The 15,885-nt window shown below is 46.3% G+C and carries 15 protein-coding genes; 7 read left to right on the forward strand and 8 right to left on the reverse strand.

Annotation, left to right across the window (positions count from 1 at the left end; translation table 11 throughout):
• Positions 1-131: 131 nt before the first annotated feature.
• The 5 genes from QFZ51_RS02200 to QFZ51_RS02220 are packed head-to-tail and all read left to right on the forward strand — an operon-like array spanning position 132 to position 6,121.
• Positions 132-1,481, forward strand: coding sequence for a sigma-54-dependent transcriptional regulator (locus tag QFZ51_RS02200; RefSeq protein ID WP_429042725.1), 1,350 nt, complete (start codon positions 132-134; stop codon positions 1,479-1,481).
• Between the two features lie 56 nt (positions 1,482-1,537).
• A complete protein-coding gene (locus QFZ51_RS02205; protein ID WP_429042727.1) occupies positions 1,538-2,878 on the forward strand; it encodes a sensor histidine kinase in 1,341 nt (446 codons plus the stop codon).
• Positions 2,879-2,914: 36 nt separating this feature from the next.
• Positions 2,915-3,589, forward strand: coding sequence for a lysoplasmalogenase (locus QFZ51_RS02210; RefSeq protein ID WP_429042730.1), 675 nt, complete (start codon positions 2,915-2,917; stop codon positions 3,587-3,589).
• 19 nt (positions 3,590-3,608) lie between these two features.
• Positions 3,609-5,207: an L-aspartate oxidase gene (gene nadB, locus QFZ51_RS02215; RefSeq protein ID WP_429042732.1), complete on the forward strand. Its 1,599-nt coding sequence runs from the start codon at positions 3,609-3,611 to the stop codon at positions 5,205-5,207.
• A gap of 53 nt (positions 5,208-5,260) precedes the next feature.
• The gene (locus QFZ51_RS02220; protein WP_429042735.1) at positions 5,261-6,121 is read left to right on the forward strand and encodes a lysophospholipid acyltransferase family protein; all 861 of its coding nucleotides are present in this window, start codon (positions 5,261-5,263) and stop codon (positions 6,119-6,121) included.
• A gap of 70 nt (positions 6,122-6,191) precedes the next feature.
• On the opposite strand, the gene QFZ51_RS02225 is transcribed toward QFZ51_RS02220, so the two are convergent.
• The 5 genes from QFZ51_RS02225 to QFZ51_RS02245 form a co-directional block, all read right to left on the reverse strand.
• Positions 6,192-6,707, reverse strand: coding sequence for a BON domain-containing protein (locus QFZ51_RS02225; protein ID WP_429042738.1), 516 nt, complete (start codon positions 6,705-6,707; stop codon positions 6,192-6,194).
• Between the two features lie 121 nt (positions 6,708-6,828).
• Entirely contained in the window at positions 6,829-8,232 is a 1,404-nt protein-coding gene (locus QFZ51_RS02230; protein ID WP_429042741.1) for an MBL fold metallo-hydrolase, read from the reverse strand.
• 132 nt (positions 8,233-8,364) lie between these two features.
• The gene (locus QFZ51_RS02235; protein ID WP_012788619.1) at positions 8,365-8,724 is read right to left on the reverse strand and encodes an ArsR/SmtB family transcription factor; all 360 of its coding nucleotides are present in this window, start codon (positions 8,722-8,724) and stop codon (positions 8,365-8,367) included.
• Between the two features lie 213 nt (positions 8,725-8,937).
• Positions 8,938-9,615 carry a tRNA (adenosine(37)-N6)-threonylcarbamoyltransferase complex dimerization subunit type 1 TsaB gene (tsaB, locus tag QFZ51_RS02240; RefSeq protein WP_429042744.1) on the reverse strand — a complete coding sequence of 226 codons (678 nt, stop codon included), beginning with the start codon at positions 9,613-9,615 and terminating at the stop codon, positions 8,938-8,940.
• 10 nt (positions 9,616-9,625) lie between these two features.
• Positions 9,626-10,291 carry a 3-hydroxyacyl-CoA dehydrogenase family protein gene (locus QFZ51_RS02245; RefSeq protein WP_429042746.1) on the reverse strand — a complete coding sequence of 222 codons (666 nt, stop codon included), beginning with the start codon at positions 10,289-10,291 and terminating at the stop codon, positions 9,626-9,628.
• 98 nt (positions 10,292-10,389) lie between these two features.
• Here QFZ51_RS02245 and QFZ51_RS02250 point away from each other — a divergent pair, with 98 nt between their 5' ends.
• Positions 10,390-10,773: a RidA family protein gene (locus QFZ51_RS02250; protein ID WP_370908678.1), complete on the forward strand. Its 384-nt coding sequence runs from the start codon at positions 10,390-10,392 to the stop codon at positions 10,771-10,773.
• A gap of 52 nt (positions 10,774-10,825) precedes the next feature.
• Here QFZ51_RS02250 and QFZ51_RS02255 read toward each other — a convergent pair whose 3' ends face one another.
• Positions 10,826-12,496 (reverse strand): L,D-transpeptidase family protein, encoded by a 1,671-nt coding sequence (locus QFZ51_RS02255; protein ID WP_429042749.1) that lies wholly within the window; start codon positions 12,494-12,496, stop codon positions 10,826-10,828.
• Positions 12,497-12,662: 166 nt separating this feature from the next.
• Between QFZ51_RS02255 and QFZ51_RS02260 the strand changes: the two genes are divergently transcribed.
• Positions 12,663-12,989: a cupin domain-containing protein gene (locus tag QFZ51_RS02260; RefSeq protein ID WP_370908680.1), complete on the forward strand. Its 327-nt coding sequence runs from the start codon at positions 12,663-12,665 to the stop codon at positions 12,987-12,989.
• A gap of 36 nt (positions 12,990-13,025) precedes the next feature.
• On the opposite strand, the gene QFZ51_RS02265 is transcribed toward QFZ51_RS02260, so the two are convergent.
• Together QFZ51_RS02265 and QFZ51_RS02270 are read right to left on the reverse strand one after the other, a co-directional pair.
• Positions 13,026-14,576: an Rne/Rng family ribonuclease gene (locus QFZ51_RS02265; protein WP_079471283.1), complete on the reverse strand. Its 1,551-nt coding sequence runs from the start codon at positions 14,574-14,576 to the stop codon at positions 13,026-13,028.
• A 456-nt stretch (positions 14,577-15,032) separates the two neighbouring features.
• Entirely contained in the window at positions 15,033-15,875 is an 843-nt protein-coding gene (locus QFZ51_RS02270) for a tetratricopeptide repeat protein (RefSeq protein WP_079471284.1), read from the reverse strand.
• Positions 15,876-15,885 lie beyond the last annotated feature (10 nt).

Consider the following 15,885-nt stretch of genomic DNA (forward strand, 5'->3'; position numbering starts at 1 on the left):
AAAATGGTTTAAAAAAACGTCCTTTGCCGGACAAGCGGTGTCCATAATCGGACACTTTTAAAAGTTCCTGAAATTAGCTGTGGGTTTGAAAGAATCTTTGTTTAATATTGTCACCTATTCACCATTCGCATATGACTACCATGCAACCAGGAAAGATTTTAATTGTTGATGATGATGTAGATGTTTTACGTGCGGCCCGCCTGTTACTCAAAAGACATTTCGAACAGGTTGATTTTGAGAAGAATCCGCAAAAAATCCCTTATCTCGTATCCAACTTCGATTACGATGTAATCCTGCTGGATATGAACTTTACCCGCGACCTGAGCAGCGGAAAAGAAGGCTTTGAATGGCTGGACCGGATCCTGGATATAAAACCGGAAACGGCCGTTGTATTGTTCACTGCTTATGGCGACGTGGAAATGGCGGTAAGGGCCATCAAGGCCGGTGCGGTTGACTTTGTGCTCAAACCCTGGGAAAACGAAAAGCTCCTGGCCACTATTCAAACTGCCTATAACAAACGTGCAGCCCAACAGGATAAACCTCCCGCTGCCGTACATCATCCGGGCAACCAGGTAATCGGCAAAAGCCCCGGCATGCTGGCCGTATTTGATACCGTATCCAGGGTAGCTGCCACGGATGCCAATATCCTCATCCTCGGCGAAAACGGTACCGGTAAGGATATGCTGGCCCGCCAGATACATGCACAGTCGAACCGGAGCAGCAAACCCTTCGTAAGCGTAGACCTCGGCGCCATCAGCGAAACACTGTTTGAAAGTGAACTGTTTGGCCACGTAAAAGGCGCCTTCACTGATGCCCGCGAAGACCGCGCCGGCCGCTTTGAAGAAGCCAACGGCGGCACCATCTTCCTGGATGAAATAGGAAACATCTCCATCCCCTTCCAGGCAAAACTGCTTACCGTGTTGCAAAACAGGTCAGTTACAAAAGTAGGCTCCAATAAAAGTATACCCATCGACGTTAGACTGATCTGCGCCACCAATCGCAACATTTCGCACATGGCTTCGCAACACCTGTTCAGACAGGATCTGCTCTATCGTATCAATACCATTGAAGTACACCTGCCGCCACTGCGCGAACGTGTGGAAGATATCATCCCGCTGGCAGAACACTTCCTGCAGCTGTACCGCGATAAATATAAACGCCCGGTAAACAGCATGCACGAATCACTCATCACGCAACTGCAGCGCTACGACTGGCCCGGCAACATCCGCGAACTGCAACATGCGCTGGAAAGAGCTGTTATCCTATCACAGGGAAAAACCCTCCAGCCAAAGGATGTATTTGTAAAAAACAATAACAACGCAGATCAGGCGATGGACACCGGCTATAACCTGGAAGAAATGGAACGCAACATCATTTCCCAGGCCATGAAAAAATGCAACGGCAACATCACCGAAGCCGCCAAAGAGCTGGGACTTAGCAGGGCCGCACTTTACAGAAGACTGGAAAAATATAACATATAGCCGTTGGCTTTCAGCGGTTAATAATCACTGAAAGCCAAACAGCTAAAAGCGCTCCAATGAATCGTTTCAGCATTAATATCAGCTTCCGGGTCATCCTGCTGGCCGCCACGCTCACAGCCGCTATCTGGCTGTTCATGCACGGTATGCAGCCACTCACATTCCTGTTGATCCCGCTGGTGTTTATACAGCTGTACGGCATTTATCATTATCTCAACCGGATTAACCGGAAACTTACCCTGTTCCTCGAGTCAATCCGCTATGAAGATTTTTCTATCCGCTTCAGCGCCGATAATAAGCTCGGCAAAAGCTTCAGTATGCTCAATCACCAGTTCAACGAAGTACTGGAGGCGTTTCGGCAAACCCGCGCAGAAAAAGAAGCTAACCTGAAGTATATCGACACCATTGTGCAGCATATCAGCATCGGGGTATTGTCGTTTGATGCAGAAGGGAAAATAGAACTCATTAATCCCGCCGCTTTCCGCCTGATGGGCATCTACCGGCTGCGTAATATTCACGAACTGAAAACGGTTCATCCAGGCCTGTCCGAATTACTGATGGAATTGTCGTCGGGAAATAAAACACTGTATGCAACAAGGCAGGAACAACAACTGTCTATTCACGCTGCTACCGTGCGGTTACAGGGCCGGCTCATCAAACTTATTTCCATCCAGAATATCCACTCGGAACTACAGAAAAAAGAACTGGAAGCATGGCAAAACCTCACCAAAATATTGCGCCATGAAATTATGAATTCCGTAACGCCCATTGTGTCGCTGATTGGTACCATGCAGGAAATTGTGGACCTGGATATTGCCCCTGGCGCACAACACCAGGAAGGCATTTCCGACCTGCGCGAGGCGCTGCAAACCGTGGAAAGCCGCAGCAAAGGCATCATGAATTTTGTAAATGCATACCGCGATTATACTACCCTTCCGCAACCACAGTTTACCACGGTGAATGTAAGGACCCTGGTAAACTCCGTGAGCAGCCTGTTCCAGGCCGATATGAAGCAGGCAGGCATCCGGTTTTCCGTAGAAACGGACGCCGAAAATATGGAGATCCACGCGGATATATCGCAGTTGCAAATGGTGTTGATCAACCTCGTTAAAAATGCGATGGATGCCCTGGAACATACACCTGAGGCGACCATCAGCATGAAGCTGTATCTTAACAACATCCAGCAGATATGTATTGAAATTACCGACAATGGCCCTGGCATTGATAAAGACGCCATGAACAAAATCTTTATTCCTTTCTTTACCACCAAAAAGAAAGGGTCCGGCATTGGCCTGAGCTTGTCTCAACAGATCATACAAATGCATGGCGGGCAGCTAAAAGTGATGAGTCCGGGTATTAACGGTAACGGTACTACGTTTTATATCCTGTTGAATACTTAACAGAATATTTGTAAATTACTGGTACAATCCCTTTCCATGTTCCGCCCAAAACACCTGATCATTTATTTTCTTGTACTATTGGCTGATATCCTGTTGATTGCCTTTGGCAGCGAGGAATACCGGTATGCCACCAAGCCGCTGCTGATGATTTTACTGGCCGTGTATGTGTTGTATGCCAATGTAAAAATGCCCCGCTCCTTCCGTATTTTTTTGTTGCTGGCATTATTTTTTTCTTCCCTGGGAGATGACCTGTTGTTGTTTGAAAATCTTTTCCTGCCGGGCCTCGGCAGCTTTTTCATTGCACAGGTGATGTATTGTATCTTCTTCCTGAAAATAAGATACAGCAACCTACCGGTACCGTTGTGCCGGTATCCGTATATATTCCTGAACGCTGCAGTGATAATCCTGTTCATTCTCTTCCTGCTACCCTATCTGGGCGGTTTAGCCATCCCCGTTATCGCGTATTCAATTACCCTTTTCTTCCTGGTGCAATGCGTACTGCATGCCTTTCATTTCCGGCGGCAACCTACGGGCTGGTATGCGCTGGTGGGCGCAATGCTATTCGTCATTTCAGATGCCATGATCGCAGTGGGCAAATTCTATCATCCGTTTCCCGGCGGCGATATCCTGGTGATGCTCACCTATGGTTTTGCACAATGGGGGTTGGTGTATGGCAGTACGGAGTACTTCCGGGTAAAAATTAGCCGGTAATTCTTACTTTTGTCTAACTATGCAGCAAACAGACTTTCTTGTCATCGGTTCAGGAATTGCAGGGCTCACTTATGCGCTCAAGGTATCACAACAATGTCCGGATAAAAAGATTACCATCATCACAAAAAGCCGGGAAGATGAAACCAATACCAAATACGCCCAGGGTGGCGTAGCGGTAGTAAATGACCTGGAGAATGACAGTTTCGAAAAACATATAGACGATACGCTCATCGCGGGCGACGGACTCTGTAACGAACAGATAGTAAAGATCGTGGTGACCGAAGGGCCGGAAAGAGTGAATGAGATCATTGAATGGGGCGCCAACTTCGACAAAAACGCCGACGGCGACTTTTCTCTTGGCCGCGAAGGCGGACACTCCGTTTTCAGGGTAATCCACCACAAGGATATTACCGGTAAAGAAATTGAACGCGCGCTGCTGGACGCCATCCACCGCCGCCCGAATATAGAACTGATCACACACTGCTTTGTGGTAGACCTCATCACCCAGCACCACCTGGGCTACCTGGTTACCAAATCCACACCTGATATAGAATGCTACGGGGTATATGTATTAAACCTCGCTACCAATAAAATTGAAAAGATCCTTTCCAAAGTAACCCTGCTGGCTACCGGTGGCAATGGCCAGGTATACCGCAGCACCACCAACCCCAACATCGCTACCGGCGATGGCGTGGCAATGGTGTACCGCGCAAAGGGCCGTATCGAAAACATGGAGTTCATCCAGTTTCACCCTACAGCCCTCTACCAGCCGGGTGTAAGCCCTTCCTTCCTCATTACCGAGGCAGTAAGAGGCGACGGCGGTATTCTCCGGAATATCCACGGAGAGGATTTTATGCAAAAATACGATCCGCGCCTGTCGCTGGCTCCGCGCGATATTGTTGCCCGCGCCATCGACAGCGAAATGAAGATCACCGGTACAGAACATGTATACCTCGATTGCCGGCACATGGACCTGGAGAAATTTATCCATCATTTCCCCAATATCTATGAAACCTGTAAAGCCGCAGGAATTGATGTGGCCCATCAGATGATCCCGGTATCGCCCGCCGCACATTACAGCTGTGGCGGTATTAAAACCAATGAGTGGGGACTCACCTCTATCCGTAATTTATATGCATGCGGCGAATGCGCCAGCACCGGCCTTCATGGCGCCAACCGCCTTGCCTCCAACTCGCTGCTGGAAGCAATGGTATTTGCCCACCGCTGTTTTATGGATGCTACCAGCAAAATAGACCTGCTGGAGTTTAAGGAAAATGTGCCTGACTGGGACGCCACCGGCACCAGCGCCCCCAAAGAAATGATCCTGATCACGCAAAGCCTGAAAGAGCTGAAGCAGATCATGAGCGATTACGTAGGGATTGTACGGACCGATGTACGTTTACAACGCGCCCTCCGCAGGATGGATATCCTGCACGAAGAAACGGAAGACCTCTACGAAAAAACAATGGTATCGCCGCAATTATGTGAACTGCGCAACCTGATTACTGCAGGTTACCTGATCGTAAAAGGCGCCGCCTTCCGCAAAGAAAGCAGGGGACTTCATTTCAATACCGATTATCCGTTTAAGAGCGATCTCGTACAAAACATTGTGCTGTAAGCTAAACGGCTGTCTTTCATTACCTTTGCGTTGGATTTACAACCATCAGGAATATGTATTATCTGCTGCTTGCTTTTTGTTATAGCCTTTCCATATTGCCATTTCCGGTGCTTTACTTCATCAGCGACGTATTATACGCGCTGGTGTACCATGTGATCGGATATCGCAGGAAAGTAGTGATGGAGAACCTGACCCAGGCCTTTCCGGATAAGTCAAAGGAAGAACTCACCCTTCTTGCAAAAAAATATTATCACAACCTTACCGATATGATGGTGGAAACCATCAAACTGCTCACCATGAGTAAAGCGCAGCTGCAAAAACGCTTCCGCTGCGATCTTACGGTATTGCATGAATTATACGCACAGGGTAAAAGCTGCCAGCTGCACCTCGGGCATAACTTTAACTGGGAATGGGCTAACCTGTTTTGCATGCAGGGCGTGGCATTTCCTTTCCTGGTAGTATATATGCCGCTTACGAGCAGGCCGGCCGACCGGATGTTCCGTCATTTCAGGGAAAAATTCGGCACTATTCTCATTCCTGCCAATGATATGGGCAACAGCATGCGGGCATGGACCAACAAACAATACCTGATTGCTTTGGTGGCAGATCAGAATCCCGGTAATCCGCGCAGCTGCTACTGGTACCCGTTCCTCAATAAAATGACGCCGTTCTACAAAGGCCCGGAAATGGGCGCCAGGAGAAGTAATATCCCGGTGGTGTTTGTGGATATCCGTAAAGTAAAAAGAGGTTATTACCATGCTTCACTGAAGCTGGCCTTTGAAAATCCGCAACAGGAGCCCGAGGGCGCCATCACAGAAGCCTTTGTAAAATATCTCGAGAAAAATATTCATGAACAACCTGAAGTGTGGGTATGGAGCCACCGGCGCTGGAAACATGAATATAAAGGGAATTAAAAAATAGTTTTTTACAGGAGATGGATACCTGATTATCTCCTGTGCTGCTTCAGGCTTTCACCCGGCTTTCTTACTTGACCTGTACGTTATTCGTTACTTTTTTCGTGGAGTACTTTTGTGCGATTTGCAGCATATTATGAACGTTTTTCCTTTTAACGGCTCCGCTGAGGATGACTTCCCCGTCTGAAACAGTAACGGTAACGTTAGTAAACCTGCGGGCAGCGTAAACGGAGTCGAGAGAGCGTTTGAGAATAACATCGGGATCAGGTCCTGCAGGCGATGGCGTTGTTGTTGTGGGTGATGGCGGTGGCGGTGCAACCACGGCTGTTTTCACGGTGATATTATCCTGTACCGACTTCACTCCCTTTACTCCTTTCAGCGCGTCTTCAGCGGCCGATTTGGCCACTTCGTCGCCCACTTCACCACCCAGGATCACGACGCCGTTTTTCACGTCTGCAGTGATGCCGGGAATATGACTCAGCTTTTCATTTACTTCTTCCTTTAGTTCTTCATCTGAAGGTTTACAACCAAACATCAGTATGTTTATAAACATCAGCGAGGCTATTGCCAGGGTTTTGATCGTCATGCCCAAACAATTTTATAGCAAGAAGTTAACAAATACGCAGGGAATCGCCAAAAGAAAACGGGACCGATAAGAAGAAGCCAGTGCTTCTTTTTATCGGTCCCGTTTAAAAATATGAAGGTAATTAGTTCAATACCGTTTTTTCCTGCACAACCTGTAATCCTTTCTGGTCCTTCATTTTAGCGAAGCCTCCTTCTATGTTACGCAAATTGTGGATGCCTTCTCTTTTCATGATAGAGCAGGCAATGATGCTGCGGTAACCACCCTGGCAATGTACATACAGGTTGTGGTTATCTTCCAGGTCAGCTAATTTTCCGGGGTCCATCATATCACCGAGGGTAATATTGAGTGCACCTTTGATATGGCCATCCGCAAATTCAATAGGCTTACGAACGTCGATGATCACCAGGTTGGGATCATGCGGGATGTCCATTGCCAGTTCATCTGCTTCTACGGTGATGATCAGGTCTTTTGCTTCACCGGCGGCTTCCCATGCAGGATAGCCACCATCGAGGTAGCCTACCACATTATCAAAACCTACGCGGGCCATTCTTACCACGGTTTCCTCTTCTTTACCAACAGGGGTAACCAGGATAATGTCCTGGTCAAACGGCAGGAGGCTGCCCGCCCATTCAGCGAAACGTCCTTCCAGTCCAATGCTGATGGAGCCGGGTACATATCCGTCGCCAAATTCAGTAGCGGGACGGGTGTCGAGAATCAGTGCGCCGGCTTTACCTTTTGCTTTGAATGCTGCAGGAGTAAGCGGCTGCATTGCCTTTTCCATTACGGCTTTCAGGGCATCGTATCCTTCCTTGTTTATTTTTGCGTTGATAGGAAAGTAAGATGGCGGCGTAGCTAAGCCACTGGTCACTTCTTCGATAAATTTATCTTTATCTGTAGCCAGCAACGCGTAGTTAGTGGCTTTTTCCTCACCAATGGTGCTGTAGGTGTTTGGTCCCAGGTTTTTGCCGCAGGCAGAGCCGGGGCCGTGTGCCGGGTATACGATTACGGTGTCCGGCAGTGTTTTAATTCGGTTGTTGAGCGAATCGAACAGGTATCCGGCCAACTCTTCTTTGGTGAGGTTGCCGCTGAAAAGATCCGGGCGGCCAACGTCTCCGACAAATAAGGTATCTCCTGTAAATAAGGCATACGGCTGTTGCTGTTCGTCCGATAGCAGGTAACAGGAAGATTCCATCGTATGGCCGGGTGTATGCAGCACTTTAAAGGTTACTGCGCCGATGTCGAATACTTCATTATCTTTTGCTATATAAGCATCGAAGCTTGTTTCTGCATCCGGGCCATATACGATTTTGGCGCCGGTAGCTTCTGCCAGTTCCAGGTGTCCTGAAACAAAATCAGCGTGAAAATGAGTTTCAAAGATGTATTTAATGGTGGCGTTGCGTTCTTTTGCCAGATCGAGGTATACTTCAATATCACGCAACGGGTCAATCACTACCGCGATCCCGTTGGATTCTATGAAGTATGCCGCTTCCGACAAACAGCTGGTGTACAATTGTTTTACGTACATGGTTTTTGATTTTTACAAATTTACAACTTCTGAGGCTGTACACTTATGGATAAAATCTATACCAAAATAAAAAAGTAGCCCTGGGGCTACTTTTTTATATAATACTTTTCCGTAGTACACGGATCAATGCTTTTAACCAACAAGTTCTTCCACAAACTTCGCCACTTCAGCAATACGTTGCTTGTTGATGGTGTAGTGAATAAACTTACCATCTCTTTCTGTAATTACAATGCCAGCACGCCTTAATATGGCGAGATGTTGCGATGCTACCGATTGTTCCAGACGCAATTTCACGTAAATCTCCGTCACGGTCATTTTCTTGTGATCTTCCAGCAGCTTAATCATCTGCTGGCGCAGCTTATGGTTGATAGCACGTAAAACCATAGCAGCCTTCTTTACGGCAATGTAATCCAATTTGATCTGGTCTTTTTCATTGGTACCTCTAGAAATAATAAGAGTATTAGAAGAGGTAGTTAATAATGTTTTTTCCATCGCATAATAGTTTTAAAAAAATGATGAAATGAAAGGGATCAACGGACAGTACTCGCAAACAGTTAGACAACAACTGCGGTAATCGATTTATACAAAAATATAATATCTATCACAATAAAAAAAATTTCCATACCTTAAATTATCATATATATGCCCCGGATACTTGCAAATTAGATGTAATTTGACTCTCCCATGACAAAACTAAGATATATGTCAGGGCTTTTGAGGAGAATAAAAAGGCTTGAGGTAAAACGGACTGAAATAAGCCAGGTCAACGAATAGCTTTTTTTCATAAGCCTGGGTCGACAGCGGCGCCATATGCGCGGCACTTATCGCGTATTCTGTGAAAATAGCGTTTTTGTGTGAAGATACCATTACTTGCCACTTAGGGCTGCCGTCACCGAAAAAGTAGACCTGGTGCGCCGCCAGGGGGCCATCAAGAGAGTTTGGCTCCAGGATCATTGCCTGTGGCGGCATGATCTCCTGTAAACGGGCATCATACAAGCCCATAAACACTTCCTGCCTGCGGGCGTCCAGCATAGGACAATATAATGCCTGCTCATTTTTTACTTCGGAGATTAAACCCTGCGCCATCATCTGAAGCGTGGAAATGGCCAGCAGTGGCTTATTCCAGGCATAACATAATCCTTTGGCAGTGGCCACGCCTACACGTAGTCCCGTGTAAGAACCCGGTCCGGCACTTACCGCTACCGCATCCAGCTGCGCAGGAGTAATTCCCTGCTCCTTCAATATCTGCTGAACAAACACGATCATAGTAGCGGCGTGGTCCTGCTGCTTTTCATTTACCAGTGTTTGTACCACCTGCCCATCGCGGGAAAGGCTCACAGAGCCTATTGTTGTTGCAGTATCTATATTCAGTATAAGTGCCATGTAAGAAAAATTAAATCGCTTCGTAGGCTGTTTGCAGTAAGGCGGCCACCTGGTACCGGTCGTCTCCGGTAGCATCATGTATAGCTTTTAATACTTCATACACCTGCTTGATGCCTATCCGTTCACTCCATTCAAACGGTCCGTAAGGATAATTGGTACCCAAACGCATGGATGTATCAATATCCTCTGGTGTTGCAGTGCCCTCCTGGGCAGTGAGATAAGCCTCGTTAATAATCATGCAGATCACCCGCGGTGTTACCAGTCCCACCGCATCCGCTACCAGCAAGTACTGCCAGCCGAGCTTATACATGAGGGTATCCAATGTTTCCTTTTGCCCTTCATCCAGCACCGATACTTCCAGTACCGGCATATTCACCATCCCCGTCAAAAAATTACAGCCCATGATATTGAATCCCTGCTCAAACGCATACTGACCAATGATTTCCGTCAGGGAGGTTTTCACTATTCCTGCCAGCACCGGGATACCCAGATTTTTCGCATACACCTGCGCATGATCCGGCCGGTCATCGAAAATAAGATCCAGTACCAGGTCAAAAGGCTTAAGAGATAATACTTCCTCCAGGCTTGTTTTCCATTGTACATCATGATGCTTGGCCATTCCCTTCTCCTGCAATTCATCAAAGCGCTGCGCATCTGCTATTACCAGGATATTCATGCGTTAAATTTCGGCAAACCTAATAAAGAATCATTAATTATAGTACATCTGCTTTCCATACATTGGTGCGTTCTCAATTATTATTTACTTTCGTTTTCATGGAAAAGCAAATCATTAATACCAACAATGCGCCCGCTCCTATAGGGCCTTATAATCAATCTGTGAAGGCAGGTAACACCTTGTATGTATCCGGTCAGATAGCCCTGGACCCCGCTTCCGGCGAACTGATCAAATCAGGTATCGTGGATGAAACCCACCAGGTAATGAAGAATTTACAGGCCGTTCTCACTGCAGCCGGGCTGGGATTCCAGCACATTGTAAAAACCACCATCTTTATAACGGATATGAAAAATTTCCCGCAGGTGAACGAAGTATATGGCAGTTATTTTACCAGCGACTTTCCGGCCAGGGAAACCGTAGAGGTGTCTGGATTACCGAAAGGCGTAAACGTGGAGATCTCTGTAATCGCAGTAGGGGCTTAACTTTACAGCAATGCAGCAGAGGAAACAGTTGTTCCCTCTGCTGCATTTCCTATTATTTACCAAATAAAGAGGCGGCCAGTTTCTTATCGTGGCCATACACATCATCCCTGAAATTCAGCCGCCCATCGCTATCTACAAAGGCGGTGAAGTATACAATGAACACGGGCACTTTCTCTTTTATCGTCACATACTTCTCTTTGTTTGCATTCAAGGCCTCATCAATTTTCTTTTCTGTCCAGGAAGAATCTCCCCGCAGCAGCCATTCCGCGAGGTGCTTAGGCTCCGCAACCCTGATGCAGCCATGGCTGAAGGAACGCTTGTTTTCTCCGAAGAGGTAACGTGCAGGCGTATCATGAAGATAAATGTTGTACTCATTAGGGAAAAGGAACTTCACTTTGCCCAGTGAGTTTTTACCGCCAGGCTTTTGCCGAACGATGTAAGGGAAATTCGCGCCTGAATACCTCGCGAAATTAATGGAGCCTGGTGAAATAACTTTACCGCTGGCGCCCACTATTTCCATATTCTGACGGGCAAGATAAGCACTGCCACTACGTTTGAGGCCAGGCAGCACTTCTCCGCCCAGGATACCCGGAGGTACATTCCAGTAAGGACTGAACACTACATAACGCAGGTCTTTTGTGAAGATAACCGTGCTGGCGCCCGGTTTGCCCACTACCACGTTACAGCTCCACGATAATTTTCCCTTATCATATACATGCATTCTAAACTGGGGGATATTGACCAGGATGTAATCTGTAGTGGGCTCTAATGGCACCCAGCGTAAACGTTCCATATTAAGCAGGATCTTTTGAATACGGTCCTGTATGGGCGTATTCAATGCATCCAGTACCCCTTTGTTAATGAGGCCATCTTCTTTCAATCCCATTCTCAGCTGAAAATTACGCACTGCAGCGTCCAGGGCAACAGTGAACCGCCGGGTGGTATCGGCTTCTTTCAGGTCGCCATAAGCTTTCAACCTTTCTTTCACGGCGGCGATAACTTCGGAGGAGTCTCCTTTTTTAAAGCTCTTCTGCGTGGTGCGAATAGAATCCCATTTGGTGGAAGATTCAATCTGCGCCAGCTTTTTCAGCTGCTGACGCAGCATGATATAGTGCCTGTTCACCGGCTCGTCGTCTTCAAAAGCATTATTCTTTTTATTCACCATAGAGTCCAGCAGGCTCTCCATATCTATTTTTTTGCGGGGGATAAACCATTCCAGGTCCTTGGCGGAATCGGCGGTGAGTCCTCCCCATACTTTATTTCCGTAGGCAAAGAATTGCGCCGTAAGCAGCATTTCAATGCGGGGAATAGCAGTATCGCCGGGTTTCAGCCCCACATCACTCACCAGCAGGGTATCTGTGAGCCTTTGCAGGTCAGGGTTCATCAGGCTGCTATCTTTTATACCATAGGCGGCATCGTTCTTCATCATGTTGATGAAGTTGCCTGCCTGTTCGGTAAGACCATCTTTATTAATCCAGGCAAAATGGTAATCGCGTTTGCGATAAAAGTTGCGAATATATTCGTCGTAGGCGTCATACGATGAATGTGACTGCAGGAAATTATTTACATAATTGCTGTCGAGAGCCTGATCAATATACTCTTCTTTGGTATAGTGAGTAGTATCTCTTGCTTTTGTTCTTTTCCGGGAGCCGCTCTGCTGCTGACAGGCAGCAAAAATAATTAGTGTCAGTAAGGCCAATGAGGAATAGAGACGTATAGTCATAAGCGTAATGGATGTTGAATATTTACTTAAAAACAAACATGACAATCAAACTGTTGGGATCAGAAGGGTATTATGTGGTAAATGTATGAAATATATGTACTTATCGCTTCAGACCGTTGTTAAAATCTGCTGTATCAGTTATATTTAATCTCTAAAAGATATAGAAATGAACAAACCTGCTCCTCTGGATACGATTCCTGTAAAAAATACGATTGCCGGGCATTACGGCCGGTTTGTGCATGGCAGTAAGAGTACATTGGCTTTCTGGGAGATAAAGGCGGGATTTGAATCGCCGGTACATCAGCATCCGCATGAGCAGATCACTTATATAGCCGAAGGTACTTTTGAGATGAGCCTTGACGGGCGGAAGTATACGCTGAAACAGCATGATACGCTGGTGATTCCGCCGGATACACCGCATGGCGGGCGGGCGTTGGAAGATTGTAAGATCATCGACAGTTTCAGTCCTGCCCGGGATGATTACAGATATTAAAAAGAAAAGGTCCTGATGGTATCAGGACCTTTTCTTTTATAATTTGATTTCTTCGTCGTTAGCGTCAAAGAAGCGATATTCAGTAAGATGGTAATTGGAGTCAGCTTTGAGTTTGATCCATTTTTTATATTGGAAGTACCATTTCCATTGTTTGGATGCCAGGAATCCTTTGGTAAGGAAAGCATGCAGTATGGGGTGAACGCGGATGGTGAGGCCTTTGTGTTGGTGATTAAGCAGGTATTGCAGGTTCTTTTCAATGTCTTCGAGGATCAGCATGGATGCACCGATTTTACCGGTTCCTCTGCAGGTAGGGCAATCTTCTGCCACGGAGATGGTGATCTCAGGTTTTACCCGTTGGCGGGTAATTTGCATGAGTCCAAACTTCGAGATAGGCAGGATGGTGTGTTTAGCTCTGTCCTGGGCCATGAATTTCTCCATAGCTTCAAAGATAGCTTTCTTGTTTTCCGGCAGTTTCATATCAATGAAGTCAATGATAATGATACCGCCCAGATCGCGCAGTCTTAATTGCCGGGCTATTTCAGCAGCTGCCTCCAGGTTGGATGCGAGGGCATTTTGTTCCTGGTTGTTGCTGGAGCTTTTGTATCCGCTGTTTACGTCTACAACGTGTAGTGCTTCTGTGGCTTCAATGATGAGATATACGCCGCTGTCGAGGTTCACGGTTTTACCGAAGGAGGCTTTCACCTGCCGGGTAATCCCGAAGTTGTCGAAGATGGGAGAACCGTTGTTGTAATAGTTAACGATATCAGACTTTTCCGGCGCAATCTTTTGGATATACGTTTTGGTGTCAGTGTAGATATTTTTATCGTTTACAACGATGCGGTTAAAGCTCTCATTGAGCAGATCACGGAGGATGCTGGCGGTTTTGGTTTGCTCGCTCAGGATCTTTTGCGGGGCTACGCCTCCACTGAGATTTGCCTGGATATTTTTCCAGGTTTGAACGAGGGTGGTCAGATCTTCGTGTAATTCTGCAGTTTTCTTTCCTTCAGCGGCGGTGCGTACAATAACGCCAAAGTTGGGCGTTTTGATGGCTTCCACGATTTTCTGCAATCTTTTTCTTTCTTCGGAGGAGTGGATTTTTTTAGAAACCGCAACAATATCATTAAAGGGTGTTAACACTATAAATCTTCCGGGTAAAGAAATTTCGCAGCTAAGGCGTGGGCCTTTAGAAGAAATGGGTTCTTTCAGAATTTGTACGAGGATATTGGGTTTACCGCCCAGTACATCCGTAATTTTACCGGTCTTGACTATTTCCGGTTCATTTTTAAATTTGGTAAAATCAAATCCATCGGGCGTTTTATCGCTGATGGCCATTGAAGTAAATTTAAGAATGGAGCGGATATAGGGGCTGAGATCCGTGTAATGTAAAAAGGCATCTTTTTCAAAGCCTACGTCGACAAATGCAGCATTTAAGCCGGGTATCAGCTTTTTCACCTTGCCCAGGTACAAATCGCCTACTGAGAAGTTAGGATTGCCACTTTCGTGATGTAACTCCACTAGCTTCTTATCTTCCAGTAACGCAATTTCCACCCCTGTGGGAGCCGCATTTATAATAAGTTCCTTATTCAAGCGTCCAAAATTTTAACCTTTAAAACTTCACCTTTATGCTATGCACACGGCTATTTAAGAACAGCTTACTGCATACCAAAACAATAGCTCACCTATAAAGTTAGCGTATTTCTTCACGTTCGTGATGAATGGATTGCTTAAGGGTTCAGCGATCACTGCAGGTAATGTCCGGAGAATTCAATTGCGGGATCTATGGAAACAACCTGCATGACTATAGCAATTTAAGAAGTAAATGCTAGAATCATGCAGGATATATGAAAATTTTTATCCGACCACCGCGCCGGGAGCATACCTTGTTAGTATAAATGGCGGGAAACTGGAGTAATTATTTCTTCTTACTTTTATGCCGGTTCTTTCTCAGTCTTTTTTTACGCTTGTGAGTGGCAATTTTATGTCTTTTTCTTTTCTTACCGCAAGGCATACGCTGATACTTTTTTAAATGATTGAAAAATAATATTATTGAATACTTTTAATATAACTATCTACTTCCTTCTTCAGTTCCGGATCGGTCATGAGTTGTTTGCTTTTTTCAAACAGTTCAATCGCTTTCTTTTTATCTCCCTTGCTTCTGTACGATTCTGCCAGCACAAATAACACTTTTGCGTTATCCGGGTGGTTCTTCGCAACGCCTTCCAGTCTTTCGATAGCTTTATCGTACTGACCTGATGTAATAGCCAGGTTAGCTAAAGTAACCTGTGCATCAATATTATCAGGGTGTGCTGCAACGACTTCTCTCAGCTTTGCTACGCCGGTCATAGGTTCGCCGGTGTTCATGTACACCATGGCCTGTGATATTTTCAGCGTATCGTTTGCCGGATTCAATTGTATCGCCTGGTCAAACAAAGTGATTGCCTGCTGGGCTTCCCATTTTGCTACGCGCGGATCTTCTGCATGTTGCAAGTGGGCCAAAAATAAATTGGCTGCAAAGGTGAGGCTTTTTTCGGAATTTTCCAACTTAGCGGCTTCGCCAAGATAATATGCGGCTACGGGCAGCTGGTTGAGGCTGTCCCAGGTGTTGTACAATTGATGGTACGCGGCTATCTGTTGGGTTTTCACATCCCCGCGGACAACATTTGTTTCAATAGTATTTACCTGTAAAAGTTTTTCAGCAGGAATTTTCCCTTTAGCTGTTTCCAGCAGTTCGGAGAAGGCAATAGGTGCTACATCCTGTCCACCCTGCATAGGGGCGGCAGATGACATAGGTTTCTTTTCTGACCGGGGCACAGTACGGCCAAAGGCGAATAATATCACCAATAGTGCTACCGCAGCACCCACCAGAAGAACTTGTGATTTTTGCATCGCCTAAATT

The organism is Chitinophaga sp. W3I9 (genome assembly GCF_050434025.1).
Lineage (GTDB): Bacteria > Bacteroidota > Bacteroidia > Chitinophagales > Chitinophagaceae > Chitinophaga.

What these genes read in the sequence shown, in the direction of transcription:
- QFZ51_RS02200 (WP_429042725.1), top strand. Translation starts at nt 132, where the DNA reads ATGACTACCATGCAACCAGGAAAGATTTTAATTGTTGATGATGATGTA.
- QFZ51_RS02205 (WP_429042727.1), top strand. Translation starts at nt 1,538, where the DNA reads ATGAATCGTTTCAGCATTAATATCAGCTTCCGGGTCATCCTGCTGGCC.
- QFZ51_RS02210 (WP_429042730.1), top strand. Translation starts at nt 2,915, where the DNA reads ATGTTCCGCCCAAAACACCTGATCATTTATTTTCTTGTACTATTGGCT.
- nadB (WP_429042732.1), top strand. Translation starts at nt 3,609, where the DNA reads ATGCAGCAAACAGACTTTCTTGTCATCGGTTCAGGAATTGCAGGGCTC.
- QFZ51_RS02220 (WP_429042735.1), top strand. Translation starts at nt 5,261, where the DNA reads ATGTATTATCTGCTGCTTGCTTTTTGTTATAGCCTTTCCATATTGCCA.
- QFZ51_RS02225 (WP_429042738.1), bottom strand. Translation starts at nt 6,707, where the DNA reads ATGACGATCAAAACCCTGGCAATAGCCTCGCTGATGTTTATAAACATA.
- QFZ51_RS02230 (WP_429042741.1), bottom strand. Translation starts at nt 8,232, where the DNA reads ATGTACGTAAAACAATTGTACACCAGCTGTTTGTCGGAAGCGGCATAC.
- QFZ51_RS02235 (WP_012788619.1), bottom strand. Translation starts at nt 8,724, where the DNA reads ATGGAAAAAACATTATTAACTACCTCTTCTAATACTCTTATTATTTCT.
- tsaB (WP_429042744.1), bottom strand. Translation starts at nt 9,615, where the DNA reads ATGGCACTTATACTGAATATAGATACTGCAACAACAATAGGCTCTGTG.
- QFZ51_RS02245 (WP_429042746.1), bottom strand. Translation starts at nt 10,291, where the DNA reads ATGAATATCCTGGTAATAGCAGATGCGCAGCGCTTTGATGAATTGCAG.
- QFZ51_RS02250 (WP_370908678.1), top strand. Translation starts at nt 10,390, where the DNA reads ATGGAAAAGCAAATCATTAATACCAACAATGCGCCCGCTCCTATAGGG.
- QFZ51_RS02255 (WP_429042749.1), bottom strand. Translation starts at nt 12,496, where the DNA reads ATGACTATACGTCTCTATTCCTCATTGGCCTTACTGACACTAATTATT.
- QFZ51_RS02260 (WP_370908680.1), top strand. Translation starts at nt 12,663, where the DNA reads ATGAACAAACCTGCTCCTCTGGATACGATTCCTGTAAAAAATACGATT.
- QFZ51_RS02270 (WP_079471284.1), bottom strand. Translation starts at nt 15,875, where the DNA reads ATGCAAAAATCACAAGTTCTTCTGGTGGGTGCTGCGGTAGCACTATTG.